This is a genomic window from Brotaphodocola sp., assembly GCF_050873365.1.
Classification (GTDB): Bacteria; Bacillota; Clostridia; order Lachnospirales; family Lachnospiraceae; genus Brotaphodocola.
This window is the reverse complement of the sequence record NZ_JBNMIQ010000022.1, coordinates 1-25286: the sequence shown is the minus strand read 5'-3', so window position 1 is coordinate 25286 and position 25286 is coordinate 1. Positions and strand designations below refer to the sequence as shown.

20 protein-coding genes are annotated in these 25286 nt (G+C 49.1%); 5 read left to right on the top strand and 15 right to left on the bottom strand.

What is annotated here, in order from left to right; translation table 11 throughout:
• The first annotated feature begins 332 nt into the window (after positions 1 to 332).
• Positions 333 to 1250 carry a LysR family transcriptional regulator gene (locus ACR0QT_RS10555; RefSeq protein WP_432630746.1) on the top strand — a complete coding sequence of 306 codons (918 nt, stop codon included), beginning with the start codon at positions 333 to 335 and terminating at the stop codon, positions 1248 to 1250.
• Positions 1251 to 1271: 21 nt separating this feature from the next.
• On the opposite strand, the gene ACR0QT_RS10550 is transcribed toward ACR0QT_RS10555, so the two are convergent.
• Both ACR0QT_RS10550 and ACR0QT_RS10545 read right to left on the bottom strand, forming a co-directional pair.
• Positions 1272 to 2198 (bottom strand): alpha/beta hydrolase fold domain-containing protein, encoded by a 927-nt coding sequence (locus ACR0QT_RS10550; protein ID WP_432630745.1) that lies wholly within the window; start codon positions 2196 to 2198, stop codon positions 1272 to 1274.
• Between the two features lie 134 nt (positions 2199 to 2332).
• The gene (locus ACR0QT_RS10545; RefSeq protein WP_432630744.1) at positions 2333 to 3616 is read right to left on the bottom strand and encodes an SLC13 family permease; all 1284 of its coding nucleotides are present in this window, start codon (positions 3614 to 3616) and stop codon (positions 2333 to 2335) included.
• Between the two features lie 308 nt (positions 3617 to 3924).
• Between ACR0QT_RS10545 and ACR0QT_RS10540 the strand changes: the two genes are divergently transcribed.
• Together ACR0QT_RS10540 and ACR0QT_RS10535 are read left to right on the top strand one after the other, a co-directional pair.
• Positions 3925 to 4947 (top strand): LysR family transcriptional regulator, encoded by a 1023-nt coding sequence (locus ACR0QT_RS10540; RefSeq protein WP_432630743.1) that lies wholly within the window; start codon positions 3925 to 3927, stop codon positions 4945 to 4947.
• 50 nt (positions 4948 to 4997) lie between these two features.
• Positions 4998 to 5885, top strand: a complete 888-nt coding sequence (locus tag ACR0QT_RS10535; RefSeq protein ID WP_432630742.1) for a LysR family transcriptional regulator — start codon at positions 4998 to 5000, stop codon at positions 5883 to 5885.
• 74 nt (positions 5886 to 5959) lie between these two features.
• On the opposite strand, the gene ACR0QT_RS10530 is transcribed toward ACR0QT_RS10535, so the two are convergent.
• The 4 genes from ACR0QT_RS10530 to ACR0QT_RS10515 all read right to left on the bottom strand — a co-directional run bounded on the left by ACR0QT_RS10530 (position 5960) and on the right by ACR0QT_RS10515 (position 10876).
• Positions 5960 to 7339 carry a GntP family permease gene (locus ACR0QT_RS10530; protein WP_432630741.1) on the bottom strand — a complete coding sequence of 460 codons (1380 nt, stop codon included), beginning with the start codon at positions 7337 to 7339 and terminating at the stop codon, positions 5960 to 5962.
• A gap of 464 nt (positions 7340 to 7803) precedes the next feature.
• Positions 7804 to 8181, bottom strand: coding sequence for a DUF1667 domain-containing protein (locus tag ACR0QT_RS10525; RefSeq protein ID WP_432630740.1), 378 nt, complete (start codon positions 8179 to 8181; stop codon positions 7804 to 7806).
• Positions 8175 to 9413: an NAD(P)/FAD-dependent oxidoreductase gene (locus tag ACR0QT_RS10520; protein ID WP_432630739.1), complete on the bottom strand. Its 1239-nt coding sequence runs from the start codon at positions 9411 to 9413 to the stop codon at positions 8175 to 8177. Before ACR0QT_RS10520 ends, ACR0QT_RS10525 begins: the two co-directional genes overlap by 7 nt.
• Positions 9410 to 10876 carry an NAD(P)/FAD-dependent oxidoreductase gene (locus ACR0QT_RS10515; protein ID WP_432630738.1) on the bottom strand — a complete coding sequence of 489 codons (1467 nt, stop codon included), beginning with the start codon at positions 10874 to 10876 and terminating at the stop codon, positions 9410 to 9412. Before ACR0QT_RS10515 ends, ACR0QT_RS10520 begins: the two co-directional genes overlap by 4 nt.
• A 260-nt stretch (positions 10877 to 11136) precedes the next feature.
• Here ACR0QT_RS10515 and ACR0QT_RS10510 point away from each other — a divergent pair, with 260 nt between their 5' ends.
• Positions 11137 to 12048: a LysR family transcriptional regulator gene (locus ACR0QT_RS10510; protein WP_432630737.1), complete on the top strand. Its 912-nt coding sequence runs from the start codon at positions 11137 to 11139 to the stop codon at positions 12046 to 12048.
• A gap of 161 nt (positions 12049 to 12209) precedes the next feature.
• On the opposite strand, the gene ACR0QT_RS10505 is transcribed toward ACR0QT_RS10510, so the two are convergent.
• The 9 genes from ACR0QT_RS10505 to ACR0QT_RS10465 all read right to left on the bottom strand — a co-directional run bounded on the left by ACR0QT_RS10505 (position 12210) and on the right by ACR0QT_RS10465 (position 23503).
• Positions 12210 to 13445, bottom strand: coding sequence for a hypothetical protein (locus ACR0QT_RS10505; RefSeq protein WP_432630736.1), 1236 nt, complete (start codon positions 13443 to 13445; stop codon positions 12210 to 12212).
• A gap of 351 nt (positions 13446 to 13796) precedes the next feature.
• Positions 13797 to 14651: an aldo/keto reductase gene (locus ACR0QT_RS10500; protein WP_432630735.1), complete on the bottom strand. Its 855-nt coding sequence runs from the start codon at positions 14649 to 14651 to the stop codon at positions 13797 to 13799.
• A 367-nt stretch (positions 14652 to 15018) separates the two neighbouring features.
• Complete coding sequence (locus tag ACR0QT_RS10495) at positions 15019 to 15990, bottom strand: AEC family transporter (RefSeq protein WP_432630734.1); 972 nt, start codon at positions 15988 to 15990, stop codon at positions 15019 to 15021.
• Positions 15991 to 15993: 3 nt separating this feature from the next.
• On the bottom strand, positions 15994 to 17139 hold the full coding sequence (locus tag ACR0QT_RS10490) for a glycerate kinase family protein (protein WP_432630733.1): 1146 nt from the start codon (positions 17137 to 17139) through the stop codon (positions 15994 to 15996).
• A 163-nt stretch (positions 17140 to 17302) separates the two neighbouring features.
• Complete coding sequence (locus tag ACR0QT_RS10485) at positions 17303 to 18202, bottom strand: dihydrodipicolinate synthase family protein (RefSeq protein WP_432630732.1); 900 nt, start codon at positions 18200 to 18202, stop codon at positions 17303 to 17305.
• A 116-nt stretch (positions 18203 to 18318) separates the two neighbouring features.
• The gene (garR, locus tag ACR0QT_RS10480) at positions 18319 to 19212 is read right to left on the bottom strand and encodes a 2-hydroxy-3-oxopropionate reductase (protein WP_432630731.1); all 894 of its coding nucleotides are present in this window, start codon (positions 19210 to 19212) and stop codon (positions 18319 to 18321) included.
• 382 nt (positions 19213 to 19594) lie between these two features.
• On the bottom strand, positions 19595 to 20701 hold the full coding sequence (locus ACR0QT_RS10475; RefSeq protein WP_432630730.1) for a pectinesterase family protein: 1107 nt from the start codon (positions 20699 to 20701) through the stop codon (positions 19595 to 19597).
• 23 nt (positions 20702 to 20724) lie between these two features.
• Positions 20725 to 22785 (bottom strand): PrpR N-terminal domain-containing protein, encoded by a 2061-nt coding sequence (locus tag ACR0QT_RS10470; protein ID WP_432630729.1) that lies wholly within the window; start codon positions 22783 to 22785, stop codon positions 20725 to 20727.
• A 199-nt stretch (positions 22786 to 22984) separates the two neighbouring features.
• Positions 22985 to 23503, bottom strand: a complete 519-nt coding sequence (locus ACR0QT_RS10465; protein WP_432630728.1) for a hypothetical protein — start codon at positions 23501 to 23503, stop codon at positions 22985 to 22987.
• 754 nt (positions 23504 to 24257) lie between these two features.
• Here ACR0QT_RS10465 and ispE point away from each other — a divergent pair.
• Positions 24258 to 25157: a 4-(cytidine 5'-diphospho)-2-C-methyl-D-erythritol kinase gene (ispE, locus tag ACR0QT_RS10460; RefSeq protein WP_432630727.1), complete on the top strand. Its 900-nt coding sequence runs from the start codon at positions 24258 to 24260 to the stop codon at positions 25155 to 25157.
• Positions 25158 to 25286: the final 129 nt, after the last annotated feature.

Here is a 25286-nt window from a genome sequence, read left to right as displayed (position 1 = left end):
TTATTTTTTTGTAAAAATACAGAAAAATTCAAGAGAGAAAGAAGAAAAAAAATCATAGAAAAGAAAAAGAAGTGGAAAATGCGTCCAGCACACATCTTCCACTTCTTCCAAGCTAGAGGGTTTGTTGTCGGCTTTTTTCATCGCCTTCATCATGTTCTTATTATATGCATTTTTTCTCGATAAGTAAAATACAGGATTCCAATAGACCTATCAGTTTTTCTAAGAGTAGTGAGTCGTATCTAGTGGTATCTGTAAATGAGAATCTCCGAGTACCTCTGACGAAATATTTATGTTATACTAAAATATATTTTTTGTTAAAAGGAGTCGATCGCTTGGATACCAAACAGATTGAATATATTTTGAAGATTGCAGAAGAAAACAACATCACACGCGCAGCTGAAAAGCTCTTCATCTCCCAGTCCGCCTTAAATCAACAGCTCTTAAAACTTGAGCAGGAACTCGGGACTCCGCTTTTTCACCGCTCCCGCACCAACTGGGGATTGACCGAAGCCGGCAAAATCTATGTGGAGGGCGCAAAAGCCATGCTGAGCATCAAGAAGGAGACTTACAACCGAATCTATGATGTCTCCAACATCCAGAAAGGAAAGCTCACGATCGGTCTGACGCCGGGACGCGGACTTCGGATGTTCACGAGCATCTACCCGGAACTTCACAAGAACTGTCCCCACCTTCAGGTCGTCCCGATTGAGATGCGCGTCTACCTCCAACAGCAGGCCGTCGCGCGCGGAGAGATCGATCTCGGCTTCATCACGCTTCCGCTCAGCGAGCGGACGAGCGACAACCACATCCTTCTCGGAACCGAGGAGATGAGCATCATCATTCCGTCCGGTCATCCGCTCGCCGTCCGTGCCTCCGCCCCCGGCAAACCGCTCTCGATCCTCGACTTAAAAGAGCTCCAGTATGAGCCTTTCGTCCTGATGGACAAGAACTCCACACTCAGAGCTGTCTGCGACCAGATTTTTGCAAAGGCGGGATTTACCCCGAATGTCCTCTTTGAGACAAACAATACCGCAAGCATCGTGCCGATGGTCGAATCGACACTCTGTTGCGGTATCATCCCTCATTATTATGTTCGCAATCCTTCGGCACGCCTCGCCTGCTTCGCCCTCGAAGACCACCCAACCTGGGATATGACGATCCTTCACAAGAAGGGAAGCTATTTAAGCTCCGGCGCAAAGGAATTCGTTCGCCTTGCGAAAGAATACTGGTCAAAAGAAGAGTCCTGGTAAGTCAAGTCTAAATCTTATATCCTATTTCTTCAGGTAACGGTCAAAGAACTCAATCTGCAGTTTCTTGACTGAATCCTGGAAGAACTCTCTTGAACCGTGTCCGGCACCCGGGAAGGTGTAGAATTCTACTCGATCCTCCATTCCCGCAGACACGATTTTCTGATAGAGCACCTCACTGCTCTTCTCGATCGGGACGAGCGGGTCATTGTCACCGTGCAGAATCTGGAGCGGGCACATCTTCGGATTTACCATGTTGACCGGGCTTGCAAGCTCCGCTCTCTCCTTCATCGTAGCCGGATCTCCGCCGATCAGCGCACCGCCGTGGGTATCCTCAAGACGATGCCAGCGGAAATTCGGATCGGAGAAGCGGGCTTCCTCGCCCTCCATCAGCGCACGCACATCGACCGGTCCAAACATGTCACAACTTGCCTGAATCTCAGAAGAGTAGCCAGCCCACTCTTCACCGTCAAATCCGTCCTGATTCATCGCCATCATCGCAGAGAGATGACCGCCCGCGGATCTTCCAAACACACCGATCCGCTCCGGATCAATCTCGTACTTTTCTGCATTTGCACGCAGGAAACGAACTGCGGTCTTCACATCGAGTAACTGGTCCGGATAATGTCCCTGTGCACTGCTCCGATAGTAGATCGATGTCACAACATAGCCCGCATTTGCAAACTCTGCCATCTCGCCGAGCATCAGGTTCTTGTCAGCCCCTCTCCAGCCACCGCCCGGAATCCACACGAGTGCCGGCTTCGGGCTGTGATCCTCCTTCGGATCATCCTCACCGACTGCCAGACGCATCTCGCTGTTTCCATTCTGAAGCAGAATCGACATCTTCAATTCCAGAGGATTTCCCTCGAGATCTTTTACATTTGAATATACGACATTATCAATCAATGTCAGAGTTTTCTTTTTTGTACCTGGATCAAATACTTTTCTCATTGTATGAGCTCTCCTTTTTTTCTTTTTCAAGCTGACATAGACAAAGCATTTTGCCATCCTGCCACTAAAGTCCTGCCTCAGCAAATGAATGATGAAGCAGGACTCGATTTTTTAACCTCATCCGTAAATGAGTTTTAACCGTAAATCGGGAAGAAGATATTAATTCCGATAATCAACGCAATCAGCGTGAGCACAAGAAGCGGAAGCGTGAACTTCATCGTCTTGATCGGGTTCTGATTGCCGATACCAAATGCCATCATCGTTCCGGAACAACCGGTCGGCATTACAAATGCGAGCCATGCAGATACGCAACAGCAAAGAACAACTGCCTTCACATTCATTCCACCTGCAAGTGCGGTCGAAGCTGCGATCGGGCTCATCAGAGCCATCGTTCCCATGTTGGACATGAAGTTTGTCATCAGCGCACAGGCAACACAGAAGACGATGCTGACAAAGAGTCCGCTCGGATGTCCACCAAGGATATTTAATACGGTCTGACCGATCAGTTCGCCGACACCGGTCTTGGAAAGGGCAGTGGAGACAACGCTCATTCCGGCTACCATCCATACCATATCGCAGGTCAGAGTCTTCATAACCTCCGGAATCGGAAGTACCTTAAACACGATCAGAATCAGAAGACCGGCAGACGGAATCACATTCGTGATGTCGCTTCCGAGCTGTTCGGTAAATGCAAATCCCAACATGATTGCGATAAATACTGCAAAGATCATGAACTCATTTTTCTTGGAGATCGGCTCTGCATCCTTGACATCCTTAACCTGAGACTTATCGATTGCTCCGTTCGGGATCAGTTTATAGCATAACACACAATAAATGGTTCCTACAATCAGCGGAAGAATTCCTGCCTTACAGAAATCGGTAATTCCAAGATAATCCTCCGGTCCTACCAGTCCCTGATAATAGGAAGTGATGGTGCCCGGCATTGTTGCTCCCATACCGATCGGGAACTTGGAGGTTGCCAGACAGTTGATCGTTGCTACAAGAAACAGCAGTCTCGACGGAGAGTACTCGCTGTCATCGTCAAAAGTCTGAATAAAGAGAAGCATAACGGAAATGCAGGCAACCTGTCCCATCAGCTGAGACAGAACAATCGTCATTCCGCACATACCAAGAATCAGAAGCAGACCGCTCTTTCCCTGAAGTTTTCCCATCACCCCTCTTAACCGGTGAATCAAACTCGTCTTTCCGAGTGCGCTTGCAACTACAATCATCGGTGCGATCATCAGCGTCGTACTGCTCGACAGACCGGAAAACGCTGTTTTCAGATCCAAAACGCCTGTGAATACAAAGAGAACACAGCAGATCATTGCGGTCACACCATACGGCAGAACATGCGTCAACAGCATGACTACCATAAATACCAGAATACACAAAGCCATTATCATCTGTACATTCATCTCAAACTATCTCCCATTACATTTTTGCATACAAAAAGAATCCAGTTTGCCCTCTGCTCATGATGTTCGGCCGTGCAGAATGTTCACAAAACCTTTTTCTTCCCACTTGTTATGTTAGTATTCTATCATTGTCTTTGCAAGAGTACAATCCAACTACCGCTATATATATTATTACAAAAAACTATACTTTTTCTTGACTTTTCGCCCCACATCCACTATTCTGTCCTTATCCAACTCACTTCTCGCTTTTCTTGCACAAGTCGTTTTTCGCCCTGTGCAAAACCATAAGCCCTAGAAAGGAATTCCATATGAATATCAAAACCCTGTCCTACCTTGTCGCAATCGCCGAGACCGGTACTCTGTCCGGAGCCGGAAAGAAACTCGGGATCTCCCAGCCGACTTTAAGTGCCTTTCTCTCCAACTTAGAGTGTGAACTCGGAATCGACCTCTTTGTCCGAAACAAGAAACAGATGATCCCGACGCCTGCCGGACGCATCTACCTCGATGCCTCAAGAAAAATTCTTGCTGTGCAGGAACAGACCCTTCAGTCCATTCATCAGCTCAGCGTCAAGCCGACTGAGACAATCCGCATCGGTGTGACTCCCCTGCGCGGTTCCGCGATGGCAGCGCAGATTTTCTCGAAATTTTCTCAGCGTTTTCCCACCGTTCGTCTGGAAATGCGCGAGGGCTATATGCGCGACTTAAAAGAAATGGTAAGAAACGGCAGTGTCTCCTGCTCTCTCGGAACGTGTTTTGACACGGAATCCACCGAGTTTGACTATGTGACGCTTTTTCGCGAAGAGATCGTCCTCGGTGTCCCGTCCTTCCGCCCGCTTGCCGGGCGTGCAAGCGAACGAAATGCCGGGCAACGCTTTGCCTCTGTCTCGATCAACGAGTTTTCTGACTCTCCATTCATCATCATGTCCCCGGGAAGCTCAGTTCGCGCCGTCTCCGACTACATTTTCAGCCAGGCTGGTTTCCATCCGACCGTTGTCTTTGAGAGTGGAAATAACATCGTCATCCGAAATATGATCTGTGGCGGAGCCGGTGTCGGTTTTCTTCCTATTTCATTTGCAATCGAGCACTCCTCCGACATTGTCTACTTCTCGCTCTCCCCACGGATTTCCCTGGATCTTTGTGTCATTCTTCGGAAAAATCATGTCCTGTCAGCGAGTGAACGCTACTTCATCTATCTGATGATATGTCATGATCTCTCAAATCCGATTTACACTCCGGATTTCAACGCAATCGCTCGCTCGATCTGGGAAGAGTTTGCCCCCAATCCCCCACTTGAGCGTTCCCAACCAAGCCCACTTCTCACAGGACTTTAAGAAAACACCTAAAGGAACTCCGAGAGCACATTTTCAGAAAAGGAGATACTATGAACACCCAAACTCTTGAATACATCATCGCGATTGCGGAGGAAAAATCGATCTCCCGCGCCGCCGACCGCCTTCTCGTCTCACAGCCCGCGATCAGCCGACAGCTCAAGCGCGTCGAGGAGCGCCTCGGCACAAAGCTCTTTCTGCGCGAGCGGGGCGAGATGATTCTCACCGATGCCGGCAAAATCTATGTGAACGGAGCGCGATCCGTCCAAAGCATTTACGAGCACGCACTTGAGGAGATCCGAAAACTCGAACAGTCTGGAAAACGCCAGATCACTTTCATCTATAATAATGCGCTTCTGCCGGATTTCTCCGTCGACATCCTGTCTGAGTTTCGCAAGCTCCATCCGAATACAAGAATCAGCACAATCGATGGCAATGCCTCGATCGCAAAGGATTACCTCTCAAATGGAATGGCAGATCTCGCCGTCATCGCAACGAGGGAGGCAAGCCACACGATGCTCGAGTTCATGCCCCTCAGAGATGAAGAACTCATGCTTGCCCTGCCCGCCTCTCACCCCGCAGTTTCCTCATTTGAGAAACATGGGGTTGATCTCTCCCTGCTTCGAGATGAGCCCTTTATCTTAAACCAGCAGAACAGCTATTTCCGAAGTCTTGAGAGAGAGATCCTCTCCCACTGTTCGTTCACTCCGGATGTTCTCTGTGAGATCCGCGACTTGAATGCATCGAGCAACATGGTCACAAACGGTAAAGGCATCGCCTTCCTTCCGCGCTCGGTCTACGATCACGCGGAAGGGTGCCACCTGTTCTCTCTGCCAGAGCCGATGATCTTTCATGTCGTCATTGCCTACTCAAAAGGAATCATCCTGACCGGTCCAATCCGCGATCTGATTATGCTTTTGCTCAAAAATGCTCCGCAGTAAACAAAAAATCTCCCCTGTGGCTGACCCAAAACCACAGGGGAGGTTTCTTCTTATTTTATCTCTTATCTTTGATTTTATTTCCAGATTGCGCTCAGAATCAACAGTTCTACAATGCCGACACCGACCATGACCAGGGAGACAGCCGTCTTACATTTTACCTGATCTTTCAGCTCCGTCAGACCGAACATTCCGTTAAATACCCAGAATCCACTGTCGTTGAAGTAACTGAATGCGATTGCGCCGATACAGCTTGCCTGTGCCATCAGAACCGGATTCAATCCGAGCTGACTGATCAGCGGAGCCGTCAGGGATGCTGCGGTTGTAATCGATACGGTTGCAGATCCAAGTGCCAGACGCATCATAGCACCGATGATAACCGGGATCAGGATTGCCGGGATCGGAAGAGCCATAACCGTTGCGCCAAGGGCATCGCCGATACCGCTGACTTTTACAATGTTACCAAGAGAACCACCGGCACCGGTAATCAGCATAATCATACCGGTATCCTTGATGCTCTCGTTCATGATGCCGATGACTTCTTTCTGATCCATATGTTTTCCAAGACCGTAAACTGCCATCGTCGTACCAATTCCAAGTGCCACGATCGGGGAACCGAGCAGGCTGATGACCTCATAGACAGCACCACTGTCGAGAGAGGTCAGACCGGCAACGGTCTTGCAGAGAATCAGAACGATCGGAACCAGAATCGGGGAGAGGGAATCCCACAGACCCGGAAGCTCTTTTGCGTTCATGATCTCATCAAGCTGATCCATAGACTTGATGTACTCTTTCTTGAACTCCTTGCGGTCAAACGTACCATCGGTGTTCGGAACCTGGTAGATTTTCGTTCCAATCCACTTGGAGTACAGCATTGCTGCAATAAAGATCGGGATGGACAGCAGGCTTCCTGCAATAATCATCTGACCCACATCAACGCCCATCATTCCGGCAGCAGTCAGAGGACCCGGAGTCGGCGGAACAAGTACATGCGTACACTGAAGACCACATGCCATTGCAAGCGCCAGACCTACAACAGACTTTCCGCTGACACGGGAAAGTGCCTTACACAGAGGTGCGAAAATAACAACTGCGGAATCTGCAAATACCGGAATCGAAACCAGCCATCCGGTGACACCAAGTGCCCACTCTTCTTTTCCTTTTCCGATTGCCTTGATAAAGGTGTAAGCGAGACGCTCGGCAGCTCCGGTTTTCTCCAGAATACCGCCCATCATAACGCCAAGTCCAATGATAATACCTGTACTCTTTAATGTGTTTCCAAATCCATCCTGAATCGCTGTGATCGCATCAGACGGAGTCATGCCTCCTACAAGACCGCAAATCAGTGCAGCCAGAAGAAGTGCAATGAACGTATGAGTTTTCGTCTTCATGACCAGAATGATCATGATTGCAATTCCAAGAACTAATCCCAGAAGCATCTGTGTTTCCTGTGACATACCCAACTCCTCTTTCTCTGCTAAATTTCTTTTTTCTCGTATCTTTTTTTGTATCTTTTTCGTTTGATTTGTTGTCTGAACATCGCACCGGTTACGATCGTTTCATTCACGATTTTGTGATTGTCATTTCGTTGACGATGTCATTATAGCGAGTTTTTCTCTCTAAGTAAAACGCGTACTTTTGAGAGATCTATAAGTATTTTGAATAGTATTTCGGGGATTTTGAAATTATTTTGCATAACACACAAAAAAGACCCGTGAAATCCGAAGATTTGCGAGTCTTTTTTGTGCATTTTTCCATATCTCTTTTCTTAATCTTAACATAGCCTTTATGTTATGAGTCCTGATTTTCTGCGCCTCTATTTCTCATTTTCCAGAGATGTTTTTGCAGATTTTGGGGAGATTTCGATTTCTCTCAATCGTTTCCCTCAATAGTTTTTCGCAATTACTTTTTTTAATCGCTCTCAATCTTTTTTGTCGACGCTTCTCGTGAGAATCACATCACTCTCAAGACCGAGCACATTCGAGATCACAACCTCGCCTTCCTCAACCGGAGCAGTCAGATGAACTTTTCGGATCTCTGTCATCACATCAAAAATCCGGTCTTTCGGGATCGGCTTTGTCAGCCGGACACTCGCGAGCGGAAGCTCACCGCCGGTCACAAGCACCGAGGTTGCAATGTTTCGCATCGGAGCGATGATCTCCTGCGTCACATACGCTTTTCCTTTCGGACACTTGTTTCCGCTGACACTCAAAATTTCCCGCTTTCCCTGATTTCCTTCGAGTTCTACTGTGATGTCACAGCCCTGCGGACACATGATACAGGTAAATGTTCTCAGCATACCACTCTCACCTCCAGATCATCCTGCTCATTCAACTGTTCTGCTTTCAGTTTCATCTGAATCATCTCTGCCGGAAGAGCCTTCGGAAACTTCTGCTTCTTCACAACCTTGTCACCCTGACAGATCTCCACAGTACAACCCTTGAGCGGTTTTCTCACACGGAAGGAAACCGTCACATCACTCGTTCCGCTGATTCGTGCCGGTACGAGCTGACCGACAAGCGCATCGCCTTTCACTGCGAGCTTGCACTCCGGAAGACTTCCCTCTCTGACATAGCGCACCGCACAGTCTGCAAGTGCCTCCGCCTCCATCGACACAAAATCGACGAGATCGTGAACGTGAAGCACATTTCCTGCAGAAAAGATTCCCGACACCGTCGTCTGATAGCTCTCATCAACCGACGCGCCCTTTGTCCCCGGATCTTCTTTGGCTCCCGCTCCCCAGGTCAGCTCATTCTCCGGAATCAGTCCAACTGAAAGGATCAGCGTGTCACACGGATATTCTTTTTCCGTTCCCGGAATCGGCTGTAAGTGCTCGTCCATCTCGGAAATCACAACCGACTCGAGGCGGTCTTTTCCGCGGATATCGGTCACTGAATGGCTCAAATACAGCGGAATGTGGTAGTCATTTAAACACTGCTCAATGTTTCTCGGAAGTCCGCTCGCATACGGCTGAAGCTCGAAGACTCCGATCACATGCGCTCCCTCGAGCGTCATTCTGCGCGCCATGATCATTCCGATGTCTCCGGAACCGAGGATCACAACCTCTTTTCCGACCATCTCATTTCTGAGGTTGATGTACGCCTGTGCGACGCCCGCGGTGTAGATGCCTGCGGGACGGGTTCCCGGAATGCTGATCGCTCCTCTCGTTCTCTCCCTACATCCCATTGCGAGCACAACGGCTTTCGCCTGAATCTCGATAAAACCTTCTTTTGCGGAGGATGCATAGACTTTCTTGTCCTTTGTCACCTCGAGCACCGTCGTGTCAGTCATGCACGAAATTCCAAGCTCTTCTGCCTGATGCACAAATCGGGACGCATATTCCGGTCCGCTGAGCGTCTCCCCGAAACGGGTCAGTCCAAAGCCGTCATGGATACACTGTCTCAAAATTCCGCCCGGCTTTTTCTCGCGCTCCAAAATCAAAATGTCGGTTACTCCTTTTTTGTAAAGTTCAATGGCACTTGCGAGTCCGGCAGGACCACCGCCGATGATCACTACATCCACATTTCTCATTTCGCGTCCCTCACTCTCCCTGTAAACATGTAGGAGTCTTTCTTTGAATATCGCACATCTTCCGGTTTCACTCCGAGTTCTTCCTCGATCATATCGGTGATTCTCGTCTCACAGTAACCGCCCTGACAGCGTCCCATCGTCGCACGCGTCCGGTTCTTGATTCCGGTCACGGTGTGAACGCCGAGAGGATTGTGAATCGCGGAAAGGATCTCTGCCTTCGTCACCGTCTCACAACGGCAAACGATCTCGCCGTAAAGAGGATTCTCTTTGACTGCCTCCCTCTGCTCCTCGCGCGTCATGTCGTAGAAACGCTTCGGTGCCGGGCGAACCGGGTTGAACGTCTCATTTTTCTGCGGATTTTCTTTTGCGACAAGCCGGGCGACTGTGCGCCGTGCAAGCGGAAGCGCACAGGTGATTCCCGGCGACTCGATGCCGACGAGGTTGACCGTGTGCGGATGAGCGTCATCCGACTCGAGCAGAAAATCGAGGATTTCTCCGGTCTCTGGATTGTACCGCTTCCAGCGGATTCCTGCGAAGTTGCGAATGAAATACTCGCGCTTCATCTGCTTGAACATCCGGCTTCCGTCTGCAAACAGACCGTCAAGATGCGGTTTTGTGACCTTGTAATCCTCGCGATCCTCCGTCACATAGGAGTCCGGGCCGACGAGCACATTTCCGTCGACGGTCGGAGTCGCGTGGGTGGAAAATCCACCCTTATCGTTCGGAGCCGGATAAACCGGAATCGAGAGATACTTTCCGGCTTTCTTGTCGAGCACATAATACTCGCCCTTGAAGCCCTTCGTCGGATAATTCGGATAACCGAGCATCTCGGAGATCTCCGGCGCATACATACCGGCGCAATTAATCACCCATCTCGTCGCATACTCGTTCTCCTCGGTGTGAATCCGGTAATCGCCATCTTCGGAATCTGGACGGTCAATTTTTACAACTTTTTCTCCGAAATGGAACTTCACACCGTTCATGCACGCATTCTCGGCAAGTGCAATTGTGTATGCCATCGGATCGAGGATTCCGGAAGACGGCACATACATCGCAAACTCTCCACCAGCATTCGGATCGATCTTCTCGATCTCTTCTTTATCGATCATCCGCATGCCCTCGACACCGTTCTTCTCCCCGATCTCCTTGTACTTTAAGATGTTCTCGCGATCGTGCTCGGTAAAGCCGACAACAAGCTTTCCGGTGCGCTTAAACGGCACGCCAAGCTCTTTTGCGACCTGATCGAACTCCTTGTTTCCCTCAACGGCACACTCCGCTTTTAAGGAACCCGGCTTGTAGGTAAATCCGGCGTGAAGCATGCCGGTGTTTCTACTGCTGTTTCCGCATGCCACATCGAGCTCTTTTTCAAGCACACAGATGTTTAAACGGTATCTCGCAAGCTCTCTTGCAACCGCAGAACCGACAACCCCCGCGCCGATCACGATGACATCAAATCGTTCCATTCTCTCTCACTCCTCCTGTACTTCTTCTTTTTTCGCCCTTTTTGATAATTTTTCTCTTGAATTCTTATGTGTTTTATTATATATATGGAGTATATGTTAGTCAAATTGATGTTTCTTACTTATATGTTAGTTTTTCTAACGTTAAAGGGCACGATTTCATCAATGTCAAATCACTACCAAAGCACTATCAAGGCACTACACAATCACAGCTCAATCACAGCTCACAGTGAATCACGGCGACAGGAGGCAGGTATCATACTATGGATTTAAAACAAATCGAATATATCATTGCAATCAGCGAGGAGCACAGCATCACAAGGGCCAGTGAAAAGCTCTTCATCACCCAATCAGCACTCAACCAGCAACTTCAAAAACTGGAAAAAGAGCTCGGCACCCCTCTTTTCATCCGCACCCGCTCCGACTGGCAACTCACACCGGCGGGACAGATCTATGTCGATTCCGCAAAAGAGATTCTGAATATCCGAAAGGACGCATATAGCCGGATTCAAGACCTTGCGGAACAGTCGCACCGACAGTTCACAATCGGTTTGATCCCGGAGCGCGGGGTCGATATGTTCACCGCGATTTATCCCGCTTTTCACCGCGAACTCCCGAATGTCATTCTCGAGCCGATTGAGCTGAATGTCCGCACGATGCAGAAACAGATCTCAAAGGGAAACATCGATCTCGGACTGATCACGCTCACACCGGATCAAAAAGATAACAATACTTACCTGCATATGGCGGACGAGGAAATCTTTCTAGCTGTTCCCACCTCCCACCGCTTTGCAAAGCTCGGAAGTCCTGACCGAAAGACGGCTCCGGAAATTTCTCTGACTCAATTTCAGGAAGATCCTTTTATTCTGATTGCCCAGACTTCCACGATGTACCCGCTTGTGGAGCGACTGTTTACAGAATCCGAATTTGAGCCGAAAGTGCTGTTCTCGACCAGCAGTAATGTCAGCAAGTATCGGATGGTAAATGCCGGGGTCGGATGTGCACTTCTGCCCGCAACCTTCGCCGTCCCACTCGAAAATGTCGTCTATTTCCGCCTGACCCAGCACCCGCACTGGGAAGTCACGATCTGCTGTCGAAAAGATGCCTATTTGAGTTACGCGGAGAAGCGATTTCTGGAGTTATGTCAGGAATATTGGGTGGAGAAGCTGGATTGAAAAACTGGATTAAGAAGCTGAATTGATTGAAATTAAAAATCAAAATATACGTCAAAAAATGCTAAATTAAAAAAATACTAAAATGCAAATATTAAAACACAATAAATTACGCCCCGCCAGAAAACAGGCGGGGCTGATACATCTTCAAAGAAAAGAATCATTTATTCCGGAATCTTGTCAGTCAGGTTGCCCTCTTCATCAAACACAAGCTCCTGTGGCTCGTCGAGAGCCTCCACACCCGGATATTTGCCTGCCTTGACATCCTCATAGTAGGACTCGGACAGCATGATCTCTCCGATATGCAGGCTGTTTGCGATTCGCACCATTCTCACATGATCCTTGTCGATCTTGTTGCAGGTTTTGATGCAGATCTGGATTGCCTCTTTGTCGTTTGCAACAACGCATGGAATCCGCGCGGACGCGAGAACCGTGCTCGTGATACAGTTCGGATACATTTTTTCAATATCCATCTCATCAAAGATCTTCTTTGTGATTGCGGAGGCAAGACCACAGCCGAGCGCATTTCCGTGCGAAGCCTCACTCAAATTCAGGAAACACGTTCTCTGAACCTTAATTCCGCCGGTTGCATACGGGGTTGAAAATGTTCCGGTGATATTTGGGTCAACCCCCGTTCCGCTGTAATTCTTTCCAACCTCATCGACAACGAGAACATCGGTCTCTCCGACAATGAGTTTCGGCATATTCGTAAATGCATACTTTAAAAGTTCCGGCTCTCTCGTCATGATGTCTTTTGCGAGAATCGCCTCGATCTTGCAGGTCTCATCGTAGGCATTCTCAATACACGGGATTGCGAGAAGAATCTTCGCTTTCTCAAGAACAACCTTCGCCATCGTCGGAATGTTCTGGGCAATCACATCCATGCCGTCACTGTGCACGAGGGAAGCTCCTGCCTGCTTGCCAAGACCGACTGTCATCATCTTGCACGGACCGCTCTCGTAGCGACCGCGGAATGCATTGTGCGGTTTCAATCGGCAGGACACGATGATTCCGTCTGCCTCGTAGGCATTCTTGTCCAGATAAACAGTTCTTCCGCGCTCCGACACGCCAAGCTCCACGACTTCCATCGATGACTTGATCGGGCATCCCATCGCAGGAACAACAAACGGATTTGCCCCTCTCGATTTCACAAAATCCACGATTGATTTCGTGATAATGTCCACATTTCGGATTCCACGACTTCCCGCCGTGATTGCAATCTCCATTCCCGGCTGAATCAGAGATGCAAACTGCTCCTGCCCGAGCTCGCGGTTTACGACCGCCGGAATCTCCTCAGCCGTGATCACCTCACGCGGAAATGTCTGCTTTGCGTGAAACATCTTCGGAATCTTTGTGTCTTTCAAAAGTTTTGAAACCGTGCCTCCAACTGTTACTTTCATGACTGCCTCCTTCATTCACCCTTCTATACATCCTCGATCAACAGATGCCCTTAGATCTCTTACGCACTCTGTTTTGAGCAAGTTTTTTTCTGCCCTCATTATAAAAAATCCTCATAATAAAGTAAATTTAATAATTCTTTGAGGTGTGTTAGTAAAACTAAGATTACACACCAGACTTTCGCAAACATCAACTTGAGCTCAGTGGAAGCGTCGCCAAAAGGGGCAATATGTTCTCGAAAAAACCGTATCGACCCGCCGGTACTTGGGCTGTGTCCTTGACAGCCCTATGTACCGCTGCGCGTCGATCCGAGCGAGAGCGCGTTTTTGAGGGAATGTATTGCCCCTATACCCTTATACGATGTCCAGATAAACCTTTCTTGTCGGGGCCGGGAACTCCTTATCAATCATTGCCAGTTCCTCTGCACTGAGCACGATCTGGTCTGCACCTGCATTCTCAAGCGTGTGCTCTGCATGACCACTTCTCGGGATTGCAATCACATCTCCTCCTCGGATGACAAAAGCAAGTAAAATCTGAGAAACCGTTGCTCCATGTGCCTGTGCAATCTTATTTAAAACGGCGCTGTCATAGAGACCACGGCGCAGATCTCCACCCTGAGCGAGCGGACAGTATGCCATAACCGGAACATGATGCTCTCTCATCCACGGCAGAAGATCGTACTCGATTCCGCGGGATGCCACATGGTAGAGCACCTGGTTGACTGCACAGTTCTTTCCGCCCGGAACGCTCCAGAGCTCCTCCATATCCGCCGTATCAAAGTTGGAAACGCCCCATCTGCGGATCTTTCCTTCCTTCTTGAGCTGTTCCATGCATGCGACAGTCTCCTCAAGCGGAATCGCACCGCGCCAGTGAAGCAGGTAGAGATCAAGATAGTCAACACCCATTCTCTTCATGCTCGCCATACAGCTCTTAAAAATGTTGCGTCGTCCTGCATTGTGCGGATATACCTTGGAGATAATAAAGAGATCCTCCCGCTTCAGTCCCGGAAGCGTCTTTCCGATCAGCTCCTCCGCCTTTCCATTTCCGTACATCTCTGCGGTGTCAATCAGCGTCATTCCAGCTCCGACACCCGCACGAAGTGCTTCCTCCTCCTGTTTTAAACGAGTCGGATGCTCTCCGAGAAACCAGGTTCCCTGTCCGATTGCCGGTACCTTTGTTCCATCCGGCAGTGTTACCATATTTTTCATCTCTTACACCTCATTCTTTCTTTGTTCATTTTTTGTTCCTGTTATCGTTTTATCGTTCTTTGATTCTTTTTCCTGTCACTTGTTCAAAATCTAATCAGAATCACTGCTTCCAGCGCAAAATCAGCCCTGCGACAGCCCCGGATTTTCGGATAAACCGAAGCCCGAACCTGATCACAAGGCTGATTTCGCACACCCGTCTATGTCTCGTCCATTCCGGGATTTATTTCATTTCAAATCGACGCAAGCATCTACTCTGAGTTATATAAATTACTTAAAATTACATTTCAACTTAATGTTATTCACAGATCGACTCAAGATCCATGATTGACCCAAAATCTATTTTCTCGATTCTTTGTATGCGATTTTGCTACATCGCCATGCACCAGAGCGGGATCGAAATCATTGAGAGCAGAGTCGAGACGACGACGCACTTCATTCCGAAAACATAATCACAGTTGTACTTCGACGCGAGAATCGGAGCTGTGCTTCCTGCCGGCATTCCGGCGATCAACACGCAGACACCGGCAACGACTCCGCTGATTCCAAAGATCCGACAACCTGCAAGAACCAGGCACGGCAGAATCACAAGGCGTACCAGAGTGATCACCATCGCATCCTTGTTCAGCATGTCTCTCGGCTTGACTTCCGCAAGCATCATGCCGATCAACATCATCGTGCAGGCAGTCGTACAGCCACCTGCCGAGTTAACTCCTTTCTGAAGTGCCTGAAGCAGGATTTTCACAATCAGTCCAACCGGACCGAGAGAAGTCACGATCCAGGTGTAGACTGCCCCGAGCGGTTGCTGAAGCAGAAGCAGTCCAAGTCCAATGTATACCGCAATGATACACGGATGAACCGCAATTTTTTTCATAACCGTCTTAAAATCCGGACTCTCCGTAAAGCACGCGATTCCGGCAGACCACATCATCACACGCATCGGAATGATGAAGATAGAGGCATACATCATGCCCTCGGCTCCGAAGACTCCCTCCGCAATCGGGAGTCCCAGGAATCCGGAGTTTGAAACCAGGGTGCAGTAGCGCATGACCCGGCGCACTCCATCCGGACGGTTTCGATAAAATACCTTGCTCATTCCATAGCAGACTGCCTGTACAATCAGAGAGATCGCCAGAATAATCGCAAATCTTTGCAGAATCGACACGTCAAACTGCATTTGAAACGAGTGAATGATGTTGCAAGGGAGGAAAAAGTAGAGCACGAGATCGGTGAGCACTCCCTTTCCCTCTTCTTTTAAGATTCCGATTTTTTTAAGAATCGCACCCGTCGCAACCATGAGAAACATCATGCACTGCAACGTCCACAGCCCGGTAATATCCATGGATTACGCCTTCTTTCCGATCTCCATTCCTGCACGAATCAGGCGGAAGGTGCGCTCTGCTGCACCGCGATACAGTTCCTCAGCACGGTCAAGAGCTTCCTCAATGTCCATTGCACCGTTGATCGTGGACATAATGCTGTCCACACCAAACTCGTAAATCTTCTCAGCGCCATCTCCCATACCGCCGACAATCGCAACAGCCGGAACGCCGTGATTCTTGCAGCGCAGACCGATTCCGCTCGGAACTTTTCCGAATGCGGACTGCCAGTCGATTCTTCCCTCTCCGGTCACAACGAGATCGGTTCCCTCAAGCAGACCGTCAAAGTTAATCAGATCGAGCACGGTCTCAATGCCGGACTTTAAGGATGCATGAAGGTATCCACAGAGAGCTGCTCCGAGACCACCTGCTGCTCCTGCACCTGCCATCTGCTCGACATCCATACCATTCTCGCGCATCACCTGTGCATAGTGCTTCATTCCTGCCTCAAGCTGGTCAAGAATCTCCGGAGTACCGCCCTTCTGCTTGCCGAAGGTGTAGGTTGCTCCGTCCGGTCCGGTCAGTGGGTTGTTGACATCGCACATAACGGTGATCTCCGCCTCTGCGACAGCCGGATGAAGACCGCTCATATCAATCTTTGCAACTTTTTCAAGATCTGCGCCACAACCGGAAAGTTCTGCGCCATCTGCATCGAGGAATCGAACTCCAAGTGCGCGCATTGCGCCCATTCCACCATCGTTCGTTGCACTTCCGCCGATTGCAATCGAGAGCTTGCGGTATCCCTGATCCAAGGCATCCTTGATCAGCTCACCGGTTCCGTAGGTTGTCGTGTTTAACGGATTGCGCTTCTCGGTCGGAACCATCGGAAGACCAGATGCGCTTGCCATCTCGATGATTGCGCTGTCGCCGTGGAATACGCCGTAAGAAGCCTCGGTCTCCTCCATCAGAGGTCCGTGAACCTTCACCTTGCGCAGAGAACCTTTTGTCACTGCGATGACTGCATCGACGGTTCCCTCACCGCCGTCTGCGATCGGAACTCCGCTTGTCTCACATCCCGGGAAAATTTTCTCTGCCGTCTCGGTCAAGAGACGAATGATCTGCTCTGAGGACAGGGTCCCCTTAAAAGAATCAGAAGCAAACAGTAACTTCATAATCGCCCTCCTATTATACTCTTATCTCATATCATATACGAAAAAGAACCGACACCGGACATTCGCCGGTGCCGGTTCACTCGCCGTTTCTCTCTATTTTTCTAAAAAATGTACCTGTAAAAACGAGCTAAAATCTATCTATCAAATAAGATTGATTTTTGGATTAGATCAGACCTGCGGTCTTCATCTCTTTCTTGATCTTCTCAAGAACCGGGCCTTCCGGAGTCGGCAGGTTCGGCTTGTACGGAACACCGATCTCTCTTCCGCGCAGGTTTGCCATATCCTTTGCTGCAACCGGGAAGCTGGCGCCATCCATGGACAGACGTACCGGATTCAGCTTGAACTGAGCCTCAAGAGATCCCTGAAGATCACCTGCAACGTACTTGTTGTATACATCGGTGATCAGCTCCGGCATGAAGTTTGCTGCGGTACATACACCACCTACTGCGCCGTGGCACATGGAAGCGTACAGCAGAGTATCCTTTCCACCGAATACCTTGAAGTTTACGTCTCTGGTACGACGGATGAACTCAGAAGTCTGGGTGATATCACCGCTGGTATCCTTCATACCTACAATGTTCTTAACCTCGTGAGCCAGACGCTCTACAAGGTTGCCGGACATCGTGTAACCAACACGTCCCGGGTTGTTGTACAAAAGCATTGGGGTATCCGGAACTGCCTCTGCGATCGTCTTGAAGTGCTCAAACAGCTCAGTCTCAGTTGGCTTTAAGAACATCGGCTGAAGTACAGAGATGCCTGCTGCACCGTTTGCAACTGCCATCTTTGCAAGGCGAACACACTTCTTGGTGCTGATTGCACCGATTCCGAAGTATACCGGAACACGACCGGCTGCCTGATCTACCATGATCTTTAAGCCACGCTCCATCTCGTCCTCTTCGATCACATAGAACTCACCGTTGCTACCGAATGCAAGGATACCGCTCACACCGCCGTTGATTACGAAATCAACCTGCTCACGCATCTTCTTCTCATCGATCAGCTCATTCTCATCAATCGGGGTCAGAATCGGAACTACTACACCCTTAATAAAATCTGTATTCATCGCCATTCTCCTTTAAAAAAGGGTGCCTCCAGATAACGTTATCTGTTTTTCAGCCTGTTATCATTTGGCACCCTCTGCTTTGTTAGAAATTTATTATAAATCTTAAATTCTTCTAATTACTTGTTCTCTTTTACTACGCTGGTACCAGAGATCTTCTCGTAGTACTTTACGATGCTGGAGTGATCTTCCTTGTCGCATCCCTCTGCTCTCAGGAACTGCATAACCTCCATCATCTGAGCGGTCAGCGGAGCCGGGGAGCTGATTGCATGTGCTGCATTCAGAGCGTTGTTCAGATCCTTGATGTGAAGCTCAATACGGAAGCCCGGCTTGTAGTTGCCCTCGAGCATCATCGGTGCCTTTGCATCCATAACGGTAGATCCAGCCAGACCACCACGGATTGCCTTGTAAACCAGCTCCGGATCGGTGCCAGCCTTCTTAGCGAAGGTCAGAGCCTCTGCAACTGCTGCAATGTTGATTGCAACTACCATCTGGTTAGCCAGCTTTGCAACGTTACCAGAACCAAGATCGCCAACGTATACAACAGAACCAGCCATTACCATCAGCATGTCATAGTACTTGTCGAACAGATCCTTCTTACCACCTACCATAACAGACAGGGTTCCGTCGATTGCCTTCGGCTCACCACCGGATACCGGAGCATCCAGCATCTCGATGCCGTACTTTGCGCACTCCTCACCGATCTTCTTGCTCTCGGTAGGATCGATGGAGCTCATGTCGATCAGAACCAGACCCGGCTTAGCACCCTCAGCAACGCCATCCTTGCCCAGAACTGCTGCTCTTACGTGCGGGGAGTTCGGAACCATGGTGATAACTACCTCTACCTGGGAAGCTACTTCCTTACCGCTCTCTGCTGCCTTTGCACCGCAGGATACCAGATCTGCTACTGCCTCTTTATTAAAATCGAAAACGACCAGCTCGTGACCTGCTTTTACCAGGTTCTTTGCCATCGGTCTTCCCATGATACCAAGTCCAATAAATCCAATTTTCATTTCAATTTCCTCACTTTCTTAATATATGATAAGTTTGGTTGTTACTTCTTATTTGGTCTGTCAAGGAATCTCTTTCCTTAACTCTGACCTGATTATAAGAAATTTTTTTGCGGTTCGCAATCGGCTGTTTCACCAAATTCAAGTTGATTTTCTGTACAAAAAAGACAAGGTTTCATTTTCTTGCCTTGTCTTTTTCATTTCATTTTATTTTATTTCGTTTTATTTCATTTTTATTGAGAATCATTTCATTTCCATTCTCATTTTCGGGGGAATTCCTCTGATTTTTACCAGATTTTTAACGGTTCCATATTACTGTTCACGCGCACGTGCCCAGTAACGGTTCCATCCCCATATCTTCACAATGTTTTGTTTCTTTAATATTTTATTTGTTTTTGGTCGTTTCGGTCGTTTTAATCGGATTCCAGCTCTTAAAACCTGCGATCTCACTTCCGTCAAACATCTTTGCTACGGTGTACTCCTCCGCCTGAGCTTTCGTCAGCCGGTGCGTCCAGTCGGGACGGTTACTAAGATCTGCACCCTCCCCCTGACATCCATACTCTGCAAAAAACGAAGTCTCGTGCGCGAGCTCTTTGCCCCAGTCATTCCACCCCTCCGCACAGATGTGGGCTCCGATCTCGCAGTTTAGAAGAACAACCTTCGCCCACTCTCTCCACGGGCGACCGAGATAAACTGTTTCTTGCGGGCAGTTGCTCTCAAACCGGCAATGACTCATCACATAGCCGAACCTCTGGCCCTCCGGCGTGGACGGAGCAGTCACATATCCTTTGATCTCGCGGTCAACATTCTTGGAAAACAGCGTGCAGTTCTCAAACCATGCCATTGCGCCTCCAAAGATAAAATCAACCTCACCCTCAATATAGCAGTCCTCATAATACTGGCGCGTCTTCATTCTCGGTGCAAACTGCTTCGGACCGATAAAACCATCCTTCTCAATCTCCTTTGGCGGAAGCGGAGCCGTAAACAGCGTATCCTGCCACCCGAGCAGTCGGCACCCTCTCACACAGAGCCGATCGCCGTCCGCATAGAGCGCAATCGCCTGTCCGACCTCGGTTCCCGGGCCGGCCCCATTCTCGATCGTCAGGTTTTCCAGCGTCACATCCGGAGCGTCGACAAACATCGTGTACGTCCGAAACGTTCCTCTCTTCTTTCCATCCTCAAGAATCGTTCTCGCACCGAGCGCATAGGTAATCACAGTCTGCTCGGTCATCTCACGACTCTCTCCGCAGATCGTGACACCGGGAACTCGCACCGTCACCTGATCCTCATAGACTCCCGGATGAACGAGAATCCGACGCACGGTGTCAGGATGACGCTCCAGATCATCAAGTGCCTCCTGAATCGTGGAAAACTGTCCATTCTCCGTCTCCACCAATCCTTCCATCGACATTTCTCTTCCCTTTTTCCTCTCAATCTCACTGTGATTCTTGTTATGATTCTTGTTGTGATTTTCGCTGTTGTTTTCCATCATATCGTTTTCCCTGACCTCCCTGTCTACCAGTTAATGTTGTACTTCTTCATGAGTCTCCACAGCGTACTCTTGCTGACTTTCAGTTCTTTTGCCGTCTGTTCCCGGTTTCCTCCATACTTTTTCAACGTGTCAAGGATCACCTGTGCGCGCTCGGAAAGCGGGGCAGGTTCCTTCTTAGAATTCCACGCAAAGCCTTGTTCTGCGCCTCGTCTTCCCCCTTGTCCCGCACCTTGTCCTATATTTCGCCCTATATTTTGTCCTATACTTTGTCCTACACGCATACTCGAATTCTGTTCCCAGCTCTGATCAAATCTCTGTCTCACAGCCTCGCCCAGATCCGGATCACCCTGTACTCCTCCCCAGACTTTTCGGTGCGTATTTTCGGGATAGAGTTCATTTAAGAGCGCTCTGACCACATTTTCATCGAGACTTCTGCGATCCGCCGTCAGAATCAGGCGCTCAAAAAAGCTCTCGATCTGGAACAGATTTCCGCGCCACGGATAGTGAATCAAAAGCTGTTTTGCCCCGGCTGTCAGCACATGGTAGCGCGAATAGCGGTCACAGCAGTCCTGAAGTGTCTCCTCGAGTTTCTCACTCAAATCTTCCGGTCGCTCTCTGAGTGGCGGAACCGCAAGCTCTAACCCCGAGAGCAGATAATAGAGATCCCGGCTGATTCTCCCCTGATCCGCAAGAAGAGCCAACGGTTCCCCGACTGTCGCCATCACGCGCACGCTGACTTTTCTGAGCGAGGCGATATCCGCGCCATAGCAGACACGAAACCGGATCAGCTGGTAAAGGCGATACTGATTTGCAGAGGTCAGATACTCGAGATCACGAAGGAGCAGGGTTCCGCCCTGCGCCTGAAGCACCGCTCCCCTCTCACCGAAAATCATATTTCTCTGTTCCTCTCCGGTCAGTCCCTCACACGGCACATCGAGAAATGGTCCCCGACTCCGGCTTCCACTGTTGTGAATGCTCTCCGCAATCATGCGTTTCTCTGTTCCCGGCTCCCCAGAAAGCACAACCGGATGCTCCGAGAGCGCATAAAGCCCAGCCAGACGGATGCATTCCTGCATTGCAGGCGATTCCTGAAGAATATCGTTAAAGCGAACGAGTGGAGGAAGTCCTTTTTGTCCCCTCTCCTTGTCACTGCCACTGCTCTTTGGCGGAACCTGTACGCTCCTTCTCACACGGTGACAACTCATGATTGCACCATCCACCCGACTCTCATAGAGTACAGGTGCAAGAAGAACATAGAGCGGAACATGACCGATCTCCATCGTCAGCGAATAATCTTTGCCCTCACCGAGCACTTTTCTGAGTGCTTCCTCCCCGATCGAGGGAACAAGTGTCCGAACATTTTGACCACAGAGTTTCTCCTGAGATTTTCCGAACAGATCTTCCATCACCGGATTTACTGCCGTGACAAGCCCGTCTGCATCCATTCTCATAATTCCGCTGAATGAGTAATCTGAGATCGTCTCGATCTGGGCGGCGGTCTTCTTTTCCACGCTCATCGCGTAGTCCATGCTCTCCGCCATCGAGAATGCCTGACGCATTGAGTCCTCCGTCATCGAGAGAAACAGCGACGGAACTCCCGCCTGCGTCGCAAGTGTGACCGCCGTATCTCCCCCGATGATCAGATCTGCCTGATCCTCCATCGCTGAGCGCACCGCCCCCGGAAGCCCCGCTCCCTGCCTTGCAAAATACGTCCTCAGCTCAATCCCGTAGAGTTCATCAAAGTAGGACATATCACAGAACATGTTCTGAAATCCCACAACCGCAATCACCGGTCTCGGCTTTTTGACGATCTGTTTTGCCTTCATCACAAGGAGCGCCATCTCCTGTGCGGTCAGCACAATCTCGACAACCGGAATATCTGTGTACTGCTTGATCAGCGACGCCTGAAGTCCACGCGCAATGATGATCGAAGCCCCATCCGCAATCGAACGTCTCGCCTCGGTCACCGCATTCTCCGTCCGAATCACGCGCATTTCCTGAATCTCAAGTCTCTTCTCCTGCAAAATGTTGTGCGCCTGATGAAGCATCTCCTCTCTCGAGACCAGAAGTGCAATCTTCCCCATAAAATCCCCCTTCAAATTTTTTATTAAAAAACGAGCAATTTCCTGTAAAACGAAAAACAGGCTGTCGCAAACGCTGGAACTGTCTCTCAGTCCGCCTTGCGACAGCCTCCTCACTCAAAGCATGTCCTATCTTCCTTCGTCAACAACTGTTTTGTATCTTCACAGTTACTTCGTCTCTTTTTATCGCCTAATTTTTTTCTCAGTCCGCTACATCGAACGTCATATAGGTATCTTTCGGAATCGTCGTCTCATACATCGGCTTTCCGTCCGGATACTCAGACTCCTGATAAATCTTTAAATTTACCTCATTGTCCTGATACAGACCGCCAAAAGTGTCATCTCCAGACTCACCGTAGGAGAAATCCTGTACGGCAACCTGATCGTTGATGCACTTGAGCGCATCGCTTGCGTACTCTGCTGCATCTGCTCCGCTCGTTCCATCCTTCACAACGACCTCAACATCGATGTACTCCTGATCAAGATGAAGGGCGAAATCTACCTGTGATGCCATCGGGTAGTCATCCTCCTCGAGAATCACGTCATTCACATCGTCGTGAAGCTGATCCTCATCGATCTCGATGTTCATATACATATTAAAGTCCGGAGCTCCGTCAGAAGCAGCCTCATCCTGACGCACAATGTTGCTCTTTGTACAACCACCCAGCAGAAGTACGCAGGCAGTAGCCAGAAGAAGGGAAGTCAGTGTTCTTTTTTTCATAATTCATTTCCTCCTGATTTTTTTCGTGACCGTTTATTCACGTTCCATGACATTTTAACCTTTTAGTTCACTCATTTCTCGATCCCGTTTTTTGTTATCTCACATGCTGTCATCATCCTGTCCTTCATCAAAACGTTGTATTCTCGAGAAATCCGCTCCCAAATCATCCGATATTTCCCATCCGATATCTTTACAGCAGGAACGGCAATACGTTGTATTATATACGATCGTCTTTCATTTGAACAGGTTTTTCAAGAAAAAGTAAAGAAAATTTCACAATTTCATTCTTATTCCAAGTCGACATCCTCGAAGACTTGGCGCATGATTCTGGTCAGCTCTTAACATCCTCTTATCCGAATCACTGCGCATCCACTCTGTGTTATCTCCTGCACACACAGGAAGTTCTTTCCATTTCTTGTCTTCCATTTTCTCTCTTATTTTGTACCCAGCGAAACACCAGTTTCCTCCTGCAAAAATGAAAGCGCTTACGGCATAAAAACATGCAAAACTTTCGTTAAAACCGCGACAAAATCACTTGCACATTTGTGCGCTCCATTTTATAATATACTGTATACAAGAAATATGTGACCCGTATCATTGCGGGCATGGACCGAAGGCGTCACTGGGAGCACCCCCACAATATTCACGAAATCCTGCAAACAGTGACCAGACAGAACACGATGATACGATGCAAAATAATGTCCAGACAGACCCACATCAAAACCTGTCTGTTCAACCTTCTAAGGAGGAATTTATGGCCAGACATCTTGCTCTGAAAGCATATGGAAAAATCAATCTGGGACTTGATGTCCTGAAACGCCGGGAAGATGGATACCATGAGGTTCGCATGATCATGCAGACCGTCGGCATCTTTGACCGTCTCGATCTTGAGCCGAAGCCCGAACCGGGCATTTCGGTGGAATGTAACCTCTATTATCTCCCCACAAACGAAAACAATCTGGTATACCGGGCTGCCAAGCTCCTCATGGATGAATTCGACATCAAAGAGGGACTCTCGATCCGCTTAAAGAAGTTTATTCCTGTCGCAGCGGGAATGGCGGGCGGAAGCAGTGACGCAGCCGCCGTTCTGTTCGGAGTCAACCGGATCTTCCGGCTCGGACTCTCGATGGAAGAGCTGATGGAACGCGGTGTCAAAATCGGCGCAGATGTTCCCTACTGTCTGATGCGCGGAACGGCGCTTTCCGAGGGAATCGGAGAAATCCTGACTCCTCTCCCGCCGGTTCCCCAGTGTCCGGTTCTGATCGCCAAACCATCGATCAACGTATCCACCAAATTTGTCTACGAGAACCTGCACCTCGATCAGCTCTCCCCGGCTGATCACCCGAACATTGACGGCATTCTCACCGCGATCCGCGACGGTCAGATTTCCGGAATCGCGGAAAATCTCGGAAACATCCTCGAGACCGTCACGATCAAGGAATATCCGATCATTCAGGAGATCAAGGACACGATGCTCCGCTACGGTGCCATCGGATCTCTGATGAGCGGAAGCGGTCCAACCGTCTTTGGTCTTTTCCCGGATCAGGAAACCGCCACAACTGCCTATGAACACATGCGGTTCGGCGAATCCTCCAATCTCGCTAAACAGGTTTATCTGACAAACTTTTACAATCTGAATCAGAAGTCCAGCTAATAAATGTCAATAGATAAAAGAAAAAATATTTTTTCTAAGAAAAGGGCAAACTTGCCCCTTGGTGAAAATATCATCAAAAAAGATATTGATTCAGTAGGTGGTACTATTTTACGCAACTACGTTGCATTT